This is a genomic window from Brevibacterium sp. (assembly GCF_052105255.1).
Classification (GTDB): Bacteria; Actinomycetota; Actinomycetes; order Actinomycetales; family Brevibacteriaceae; genus Brevibacterium; species Brevibacterium linens_B.
The window spans coordinates 19,307-29,359 of sequence record NZ_JBQDYQ010000039.1 but is presented as its reverse complement, the minus strand read 5'-3'; the positions used below and the strand labels follow the sequence as shown (position 1 = coordinate 29,359).

7 protein-coding genes are annotated in these 10,053 nt (G+C 63.9%); 2 read left to right on the top strand and 5 right to left on the bottom strand.

Annotation, left to right across the window (positions count from 1 at the left end):
* Window positions 1–64: 64 nt before the first annotated feature.
* Together ACTIIH_RS11315 and ACTIIH_RS11310 are read right to left on the bottom strand one after the other, a co-directional pair.
* On the bottom strand, window positions 65–829 hold the full coding sequence (locus ACTIIH_RS11315; protein ID WP_441451818.1) for a polyprenol monophosphomannose synthase: 765 nt from the start codon (window positions 827–829) through the stop codon (window positions 65–67).
* A 307-nt stretch (window positions 830–1,136) separates the two neighbouring features.
* Window positions 1,137–2,063, bottom strand: coding sequence for a metal-dependent hydrolase (locus ACTIIH_RS11310; protein ID WP_441451820.1), 927 nt, complete (start codon window positions 2,061–2,063; stop codon window positions 1,137–1,139).
* Between the two features lie 76 nt (window positions 2,064–2,139).
* Between ACTIIH_RS11310 and ACTIIH_RS11305 the strand changes: the two genes are divergently transcribed.
* Together ACTIIH_RS11305 and secA2 are read left to right on the top strand one after the other, a co-directional pair.
* On the top strand, window positions 2,140–3,852 hold the full coding sequence (locus tag ACTIIH_RS11305; RefSeq protein ID WP_441451816.1) for a 5'-3' exonuclease H3TH domain-containing protein: 1,713 nt from the start codon (window positions 2,140–2,142) through the stop codon (window positions 3,850–3,852).
* A 42-nt stretch (window positions 3,853–3,894) separates the two neighbouring features.
* Window positions 3,895–6,156 carry an accessory Sec system translocase SecA2 gene (gene secA2 / locus ACTIIH_RS11300; RefSeq protein ID WP_441451815.1) on the top strand — a complete coding sequence of 754 codons (2,262 nt, stop codon included), beginning with the start codon at window positions 3,895–3,897 and terminating at the stop codon, window positions 6,154–6,156.
* Window positions 6,157–6,209: 53 nt separating this feature from the next.
* Here the strand turns inward: secA2 and ACTIIH_RS11295 are convergent, their stop codons facing one another.
* From ACTIIH_RS11295 to tatA, 3 genes are read right to left on the bottom strand one after another with little or no spacing between them, the layout of a single operon-like run.
* Window positions 6,210–8,930, bottom strand: coding sequence for a DEAD/DEAH box helicase (locus ACTIIH_RS11295; RefSeq protein WP_441451813.1), 2,721 nt, complete (start codon window positions 8,928–8,930; stop codon window positions 6,210–6,212).
* Window positions 8,923–9,765, bottom strand: coding sequence for a twin-arginine translocase subunit TatC (tatC, locus tag ACTIIH_RS11290; RefSeq protein ID WP_441451812.1), 843 nt, complete (start codon window positions 9,763–9,765; stop codon window positions 8,923–8,925). Before tatC ends, ACTIIH_RS11295 begins: the two co-directional genes overlap by 8 nt.
* Window positions 9,762–10,046 carry a Sec-independent protein translocase subunit TatA gene (gene tatA, locus ACTIIH_RS11285; RefSeq protein ID WP_441451811.1) on the bottom strand — a complete coding sequence of 95 codons (285 nt, stop codon included), beginning with the start codon at window positions 10,044–10,046 and terminating at the stop codon, window positions 9,762–9,764. The genes tatC and tatA overlap by 4 nt, the downstream gene beginning before the upstream one ends.
* Window positions 10,047–10,053: the final 7 nt, after the last annotated feature.

Sequence of the window (10,053 nt, the reverse complement as noted above, 5' to 3'; positions counted from 1 at the left end):
GCAAGGTAATGAGTGAGGTTGTCAGCAAGGTCGCGAGTTTCCACACCAGGTTGCTCAGCCCCCGTCAGGTAGCAATTGAGGGGGTGGAACGGGTGAGGAGTCGACGCAGCTGATTGCGACGGCGGGTCAGGCCCCAGCCGGCGACCTTCGTGAACGCTTCGGTGATGATCGAGCCGCTCATCTTCGATTCGCCGAGTTCGCGTTCGACGAAGACGATGGGCACCTCGGCGACCCGGAACCCGGCCTCGACGGTGCGATAGGTCATGTCGATCTGGAAGCAGTACCCCTGCGACTGGACGTCGGAGAGATCGAGCGCCTCGAGCACAGCCCGGTTGTACGCACGGAATCCCGCCGTTGCGTCCTTGACTCCCAATCCCATGACCGCGTTGACATAGACGTTCGCGCCACGGGAGAGGAAGAACCGGGATTTGGGCCAGTCGACGATCTCTCCGCCCGGAACCCATCGGGATCCGATGATGAGGTCTCCTCGGCCCTCCGCGGCGGCGTCGAGCAGCTGCCCCAGGTCGAGGGATCGGTGTGAGCCGTCGGCGTCGAACTCGCAGATGATCTCGTAGTCGCGTTTCAGCGCCCATTCGAATCCGGCGATATAGGCCTTGCCGAGGCCGGACTTCTCGGTGCGGTGAAGGACGGTGATCCGGGGATCGGACGCAGCCTGCTCATCCGCCCACTCCCCCGTTCCATCCGGGGAACCGTCATCGACGATGAGGACGTCGACATCGGGCTGCTGTTCGAACAGTCCGGCCAGAGTCACGGGGAGGGCGAGACGTTCGTTGAAGGTGGGGATGACGACGAGAATCTTGGAAAGCACGCACTCCACGATACGCGGTAGTCGCCCCGGACAATGAGTCGACACCCCCGCCTTCGGACCACGCTGCCACGGCAGCGAGTTATCTATTGACGGGAGTGCCGACTCCATCCCGCACCAAGCGGAATGCTCACGTCGAATCTAGTGGCCTAGCGAGCCTTCGCAAAATCGCCGTGACCTGGGCTGATAACTGAAACCCGAGGTCACAGGCTCAGACAGAGGAAAGAAAATTTCGCGCTATCGGCGTGTCGGCTCGACAGGCCTGACCCGGCTGAGAAGTCAGCATGCCTCCATGTTCAGCAGCTTCGGATCAGAATTCCACACGGGTGGGCAGAGCCACATCCGGAGACAGCTCGGGAAGCCCCGGAGTCCCGGACCGTGGATCGGTGCTCCAGGCGGCGACGCGCGGGTCGGCGACCTGAACGACGAGACGTTCGACCTTCCACCGCACGATATCGGCATCGGCTCCGGGCGCGAGGACTCCCCCCTCCGGGTGTCCGGCCGCACGATGAGCGAAGCGGGTCGCCGCGTTGAACGCGGCGCGCGCACCGATGCCTCCGTCGCCGACGACGGCATCCCGCACTCCTGACCAGGGTGAGGTCTCGGAATGGCTGAAGGACACCTGCGCCCCGGCCGCCAGCAGCTGTGCCAGCGGCTGCGGCCGTGCAGGGTCGAGCGTGATGGCGATACCGCTGCGGCCGAGGGACTGCACCTGCTCGTCCGGAACGGCGAAGTCCAATCGCAGACGGTAACCGTGACGCTGGGCATGGGCGGCATCGGCACGAAGAAACTCGAGCACTCCGGTGAGCTGCTCATTCGAATCGACGAGGATGAACAGGCTCAACGCCGGCAGCTCCTCGAGCGCGAGGAGATCCGATGCGGCGATCGACGCACGTCCGGCTTCGACAGAACCGGAGCCCAGCTGCGGGTAGTCGACGATCGACAGTCCGTCCGGTGCGTCGGCAGCGAACTGCGCAATCTGCTCGGCGCTGCCGATCGCGTGCACATGGGTGAAACCCTGCGCGTAAAGGTCGGCCGCCGTCGGGACAGATTCGTCGACGATCAGACCGGCGTGGACGAAACCGGGTGTGAGGAAGTCCTCACCGAGGTCGATCGCCTCCGGGTTCAGGGCCTTGGCCGCTTCATCGGAACCGATGAACGAGACCTTTCCGTCCGCATGCCCCAGTGCCGTCGCAAAAGGGTCGGCACTGCTGTAAACATCTCCACCAAAGTACATAGTCACAGCCGACAGGCTACACCGTCGGCCGTGACGGCTACACCAGTGTCAGGAGGGTCAGGTATCGTCACCTGATGTGAAGCCCTTGGTTCTGCTCGATACGCCAGCTCTGTACTATCGCGCCTTCTATTCGGTGCCGGATTCGATCGTCAATGCCGACGGTCATCCGGTCAACGCCGTGCGCGGGGTGCTCGACACCGTTGCCCAGATGGTGCGCCGCTTCGACACCGATCGTGTCGTCGCGACGATGGACGCCGATTGGCGTCCGGGCTTCCGCACTGCGATCATGCCCGAATACAAGGCGGCACGCGTCAAAGATGAGGAAGCCGGTACGGAGATCCCTCCCGAGCTGGCGGTGCAGCTGCCGATCATGAACCGTATCCTCACCGCTGCCGGAATCCCCATCGCCGAGGTGGCCGGAACCGAAGCCGATGACGTCATCGCCACGATGGCCGCCCAATCGACGACCCCCGTGATCATCGTCTCCCCCGATCGGGACCTGCTGGCGCTGCTCGACTCGTCCACCGACGTCAGTGTTCTGCGCCCACGCAAGGGCGGCGAGTGGGAGGCCCTGACCCAGGCGGATCTGCCCAACGCCTACGGAGTGCCCGACGGCACCCGCTACCGTGAGCTGGCAGCTCTGCGGGGCGACCCGTCCGACGGGCTGCCCGGAGCCCCCGGGATCGGGGAGAAGACTGCGGCGACCCTGCTGGGGAACTTCGGTTCCCTCGAATCGATCATCCACGCCGCCAAAGCCGGCGTGAAGACCGGTGGCCTCAGCCCGAAGCGGGCCGCAACGATCATCGAGGTCGAAGAGACCCTGCACAAGACGCTCGAGGTCATGCGCTGTCTGACCGACGTCGACCACGGCATCGACCTCGACAGCGTCCCGAACGGCCTTGACCGCGCCGCAGTCGAGGACGCCGCTGACGGGCAGAACATCCGCCGTTCCGTCGACAACCTCACCAGTGCGCTCGAATCCGTGTCAGGAGCCGACGCTGGCGCAGCCTCGTATGGAGCCGCCTCTCAGGCGGCCGCACAGACCGACACGATCGCGCATCCCAGGAGGTCGACCGAGTCTGCCGAGTCGGCGCCACGGTCGGCCGGGACCGCTTCGTGGGTGCAGTCACGGCTCGTCGGCTTCGACCTCGAGACCACCGGAGTCGAACCGGCCACTGCCCGCATCGTCACCGCCGCCTTCGTCGACTCGCCCGCTCAGGTGCGCACATGGCTGGCAGATCCGGGAATCGAGATTCCGGAATCGGCGCGTGCCGTCCACGGCATCACCACCGAATTCGCTCGAGCCAATGGCGCGGACGCCGCCCAGGTCGTCAGCGAACTGTGTGCAGTATTCACCGCACTCCGAGAAGAAGGCGTCGTCGTCGTCGGGCACAACGTCGTCTACGACCTCAGTGTGATGGCAGCCGAAGTCGCCCGCCATCGACCGGACATCGATTTCGCCTCGATCATCCCCACGATCGTCGACACATTCGTCGTCGACAAGCAGATCGACCCCTATCGCAGGGGAAAACGGACGCTCATCGAGACGGCGAAGAACTACCGCATCGAACTCCTCGACGCCCACGATGCCGCCGCCGACGCTCTGGCCGCTCTGGACATTTCCCGAGCATTGGCCGAAAAGTCCACGGAAATCTCCGCGCTGAGCAACGATGAGATCATGGCCGCACAGGCCGATTGGAAGCGCTCACAGGCGGCAGGACTGCAGGCCTGGCTGCGGAAGAAGGGCAACCCCGAAGCCGTCGTCGACGGTTCGTGGCCGATGTCCTGAACGCTAGACTCGACACCGACGCACCAACGACGAAGGACGACAATGGGATTCTTTTCTCGCCTGCTCAACCGACCCGGCTCTCATGCGGAGAAGACGACAGGTTGGTTCGAGCGCGCCGTCGACGAACTGGACGCGGCCGGGCGCGAATTCTCCGAACTCAGCGATGCCGAACTCACGGAGGCCGCCGGTGAGGTCTTCGCATCGGGCAGCCAGCAGCAGACACTCATCCGCTACTGTGCTCTGGCACGCGAAGCCGGTGAGCGGGTCCTCGACGAACGAGCCTACGACACTCAGCTGCGAGGGCTCGTCGGGCTCCTGCAGGGCAGCATCGTGCAGATGGCCACCGGTGAGGGCAAGACTCTCGTCGGCGCGCTGGCGGCTGCCGGCTACGCACTGCAGGGACGACGCGTGCACGTCGTCAGCGTCAACGACTACCTCGCCGTTCGAGACCGCACTTGGATGAAACCGCTGTTCGACCTCCTCGGCGTGAAATCCGCCGCGATCTCGGGCGCACAGGCCGACGACGAACGCCGTGAGGCCTACCGTGCCGAAGTCGTCTATGCGTCGGTGACCGAGGTCGGTTTCGATGTCCTCCGCGACCGGTTCCTCACCGAGGATGCCGATCAGCGGGTGCCCGAACGCGACGTCGTCATCGTCGACGAGGCCGACTCCGTGCTCATCGACGAAGCACGTGTGCCGCTGGTCCTCGCCGGTTCGGCCAGCGTCCAGGACACCGATGCTGCGATCGCAGCGCTCGTGTCCCGACTCAGCCCGGACACCGACTTCGAAGTCAGTGCCGACCGACATGCCGTCTCACTCACCGACGCCGGAGTCGATAGGGTCGAGGACGAACTCGACGTCGAACTCTTCGGGGAGGACTCCGAGACGCTCGCCGCCGTCAATCTCGCTCTCCACGCCCGGGCGCTGGTCAAACGCGATGTCGATTACCTCGTCGTCGACGGACGCGTCAAACTCATCTCCTCCTCCCGAGGTCGCGTCGCCGAACTCCAGCGCTGGCCCGACGGGCTCCAGGCCGCAGTCGAAGCCAAGGAGAGCCTCGACGCCACCGACAGCGGGGAGATCCTCGACCAGATGACGGTCGAAGAACTCATCCACGGCTATGCGACCGTGTGCGGTATGACCGGCACCGCCCTGGCCGTCGGTGACGATCTGCGCGAATTCTATGGGCTGGAGATCGTGCCCATCGACACTCATCTGCCAGTGATCCGCATCGACGAACCCGATCGCCTGTTCACCTATCAGGAGTCGAAGGAACGCGCGATCGTCGAGGAAGTCGTCGACAATCACGCCCGCAGACGTCCTGTGCTCATCGGCACCTCATCGGTAGCGGAGAGCGAGTCCCTGGCCGAACGGCTGACCGAACGCGGAATCGATGTCGCCGTTCTCAACGCGAAGGACGATTCCCGAGAAGCCGAGATCATCGCGAAGGCCGGAGCGCCGGGCGCCGTGACGGTGTCGACGCAGATGGCCGGTCGCGGTACGGACATCCGACTGGCCGATGCCGACGTCGCCGATGCCGGCGGCCTCCTCGTCATCGGTGCCGGTCGCTATCCGTCATCCCGACTTGATGACCAGCTGCGCGGTCGCGCGGGTCGTCAGGGTGATCCCGGCACGTCTGTGTTCTTCACCAGCCTCGAAGACGAACTGGTCACCAGGGTTCCCGAGATCCAACGCTTCGTCTCCGAGGGTGATGAGACCGGGCTCATCGAATCCAAGCGCGCTCTCGGCCTCATCGAACACGCTCAGCGCATCGCCGAAGGCCAGAACACCGCATTGCATCGCGACACCTGGCGCTTCAATGAGCTCATGGCCAAACAGCGTGAGCTCGTGCTCGACCGCCGCGCCGAGATCCGCAAGGACGACGAACCCGTCGAGCAGCTGCGCAAGGAACTCGGCGACCGGGCCGATGAGATCGCGAAGGAGCACTCGGAGGAGCTGCTGGACTCGGTGCTCCGCGTTGTCATGCTCTTCCACCTCGACGCACGGTGGATCGATCACCTCGCCTTCCTCAACGATCTGCGTGAAGGCATCCACCTGCGCACATTCGCCAGGGAGAAGCCGCACGAAGCGTTCAACACCGAATCGATCCGCGTGTTCTCATCGTTCTGGTCCGATGTCATCGACGATTCGACGGCGACGATCAAGGAGGCGACGATCACCGAGGAGGGTATCGACCTGGAATCGCATGGGCTGAAGCGTCCGTCGTCGACGTGGACCTATCTGACGACGGAGAACGCCTTCGGCTCCGATATCGAGAACATCGTCAAGAAGGTCCGTCGCTGAGACGATGATGTGTGTCTGCGCTCCCCGGGCGGAGAGCGCAGACGCGGTGACCCTCAGGAGTCGGCGACCACTCCGCGCCGGATCGCTTCGATCGTACGACGCACTCGCACTGCGGTCTGTGGGTCGATGACCTCAGCGACCTGACCGAGCAGGTCGAGACTCTGCTTGGCCCATCTGACGAAGTCTCCAGCGGCGATATCGCTGCCCCGCAGTGACTCCGACAGCGTTTTGCCTTCCGTCCACCGGTACATCGGTCTGATCAGCCCGCGATCCGGTTCGTCCGTCGTATTCAGTGCATGCTGCTCTTCCAGGTGGAAGAGTCGACGCCAGATCGTCTCGGACTCATCGCAGACGGCCTTGAGGTCGGCGCTCGGCGCCCGATGGGCGGTCAGGGTGTCTCTGCGCGATTGGAAGACGAAGATCGATGCGAACGCTGCGAGCTCCGGCTCATTGAGTCGGTCCCACAGCCCGGCGCGGATCGTCAGCGCCACCAGGAGATCCCGTTCGCCGTAGATCCGACGCAGCATCGTCGAATGCTCGGGGTCGAACCCGAGGCCCCGCAGCACGTCCTGGACCCGTTCGAAGACCAGAGCGATCGAGGTGGTGCGCCCTTCGATGCGGGCGATGAGCGATTCGTTCTCCCGGATGAGCTTGTCGGCACGGTTGGCCCAGCGGGCGTGGAGCTCCCGATCCGGGCAGTCGTGGCAGGGGTGTGCCCGCATCCGCGCCTGAAGTTCGGCCACTGTGGTGCTCTCGCCCTGATGCTGTCGGCTCGACTGCCAGTGGGCTTCGGAATCCACTCGGCCGTCGTGGATGGCGGCCTCGAGGATGGACAGCAGCTGTCTGCGGTCGCCTGCCTGCCGATGGTTGAATTTCTTCGGCACCCGGACTCGCCCCTGCGAGGCGACGGGCTCGGTCACCTCGTGCGGGCGCAGGTGCCACACCTTGCCCTGCTCGGTGAGGACGGTGGGAAGTCGCGACACACCGTCCTTGTTGCTCATCGGAGCGATGATGACCGCGCGACCACCGACCCGCTTGGCCGGTATCGTCACCACATCGCCGATCTTGAGCGCGGTGAGGGACTCGACGATATCGCGCTGCCTGTTCCGCGATTTCGTCCTGGTCTCCTGCTTCTGCGTGTCCGAGATCGCCCGACGCAGCCTGGCGTACTCGGAGAAGTCACCGCGATCGCAGTGCATGGACTTCTCATACGCCTCGATCGTGGCTTCGTTCTTGCGTACCTTCCGCGCCAGGCCGACCACTGCCTTATCGGCCTGGAACTGGGCGAACGAGGTCTCGAGCACCTTGGCCGCTTCCTCAGAGCTCATCCGCGACAGCAGATTCGCGGTCATGTTGTACGTCGGTCCGAACGCCGAGTTCAGCGCGTAGGAACGGTTCGAGGCCAGGGCCGCCAGCTCGCTGACCTCGATGGTCGGATGCCACACGACGACGGAATGGCCGATGCGGTCGATTCCGCGGCGACCTGCTCGCCCGGTCAGCTGGGTGTACTCCCCCGGAGTGATCATCACATGTGCTTCACCGTTGAACTTCACGAGCTTCTCGAGCACGACGGTGCGCGCAGGCATGTTGATGCCCAGTGCCAGCGTCTCCGTGGCGAAGACGACCTTGATGATTCCCTGCGAGAACAGCTCTTCGACGAGCTGTTTGAACTGCGGGATCATCCCCGCATGGTGCGCGGCCACTCCGAGCAGCAGACCCTCACGGAAGGTGTGATAGCCGAGGATGCCGAGATCGTCATCGGCGAGGTCATCGCGCAGCTTCTCGAGAGCGGCATTGACGATCGTCTTCTCTTCCCGGGAGTTCAGATCGGTGCCAGTGCTCAGATACTGTTCGACGGCTTCATCGCAGCCATTGCGGGAGAAGATGAACATGATCGCCGGCAGCATCGCCGCCTCGGCGAGTGATGCCACCACCTGGGTGCGGCTGGGGCGGCGGAATCGTGCCCGGGTGGCACGTGCCCGTTTCGACCGTGGTCCTCCGTGCGTGCGGGTGGCGTGGTTGAGGGCCGGATCGATACGGTCGGAATCGCTGTGCGTGAACAGGTCATACATCCGGTGGCCGACCAGGACATGGTTGACCAGCGGCACCGGACGGTGACTCGTCGAGACGATCGTCGTCGGTCCTCTGACCTCACGCAGCCAGGCACCGAACTCCTCGACATTCGACACTGTCGCCGACAGCGACACCATCTGCACACGGTCGGGAAGATGGATGATGACCTCTTCCCACACCGGCCCGCGGAACCGGTCGGCGAGATAGTGGACTTCGTCGAGGACGACGAAGCCGAGATCCGACAGTCCCGTCACGTCGTTGTAGAGCATATTGCGCAGCACTTCGGTGGTCATGACGATGATCGGCGCATCCCGGCGGATCGACGTGTCACCGGTGAGCAGTCCGACGTTCTCAGCCCCATGGACCTCGGCGAGGTCGTTGAACTTCTGATTGCTCAGCGCCTTGATCGGTGTCGTGTAGAAGACCCGTTTGCCCTCGCCCCGGGCCAGTTCCACGGCGAACTCCGCGATGAGCGTCTTGCCTGCGCCGGTCGGCGCCGTGACCAGCACGTCCTCCCCCTGCTGCAGGTGGCTGCAGGCTTCGACCTGGAAGTCGTCGAGGGCGAACTCCGTGCGCTCCATGAACTGTCCCAAGGGGGTGCGGGCGAAATCCGCGCGCGCCTTGAACTCGGCATAGGCGGCGGAGGGACTCAGTGACTCCTTTGCAGGAGTATCGGTCGAAAGCGGTGTGGGGTCAGTCATTCTTCTCTTCGTCGGTCAGTTCGTCCTCGTCGATCCACAGGCCCTGTGCGATGAGGCGCTTCTTTCGTCGGCGATCATTGAATACACAGATCACCCAGGCCAGGCAGAACAGGGTCATCATGGGGATGACGAGGAAGAACATGGACATTGCGTCCGGAGTCGGGGTGGCGATCGCGGCGAACAGGAACACGAGCATGACGATGATCCGCCATGACTTCTTGATCCGCTCCGCCGACAGGAGTCCGAGCATGTTCAGTCCCACCATAAGCACCGGCAGGACGAAGGCGAGACCGAAGACCACGATGATGATCATCACGAAGCTCAGGTAGTCCTGTGCCGGGATGATGTTCGTGCCGCCCTCGGGAGTGAACGAGGTCAGGGCCTTCACAGCGTTGGGCAGAGCGAAGAACGCCATCGTCGACCCGGCCAGGAACAGCGGGATCGCTGCCCCGAGGAATCCCAGAGAGTACAGCTTCTCCTTCCGCTTCAGCCCCGGCACGATGAAAGCCCAGACTTCGTAGAGCCAGATCGGGCAGGAGAGGAAGAGACCGATGAAGAACGCGAGCTTGATCTTCAGATCGAAGGGGGAAGCGACTCCGGCGAAGTTGATCTCGGCCATCCGTCCGCCGTTGTCGCGGATCGTGCGGATCGGCTCTTGGAGGATATCGAGGACGGGATCGTAGAGGAACCAGCCTGCCACCGCGCCCAGAGCAATGGCGATGGCGGAGATGATGACGCGGTTGCGCAACTCGACCAGGTGCCCGACGACGGGCATCTTCTTCTCAGGATTGTTCTTCCGTGATCGAGAGGGCTTGCGCTGACGGTTCTCTTTCACTTCTCGTGAGACTGCGGGTCCTGCTTCTCTCGCCGCGACTCCTCGGTTCCAGTGGTCTCACCGGTGGCCGTGGAGGATTCGGTCGAGGAGTTCTGGTTGAGCGCTCCCGGCTCGGTACTCTTGCCGGATTCGTCATCGTCGCCGCGCAGATCCTTGACCTCGGACTTGAAGATCTTCATCGACTGTCCCAGGCTTCGGGCCAGCTGCGGCAGTTTGGGTGCGCCGAAGATGATCACGATGATGAGGATCACGATCGCGATCTGCACGAAACTTGGTCTCATGGGAGCT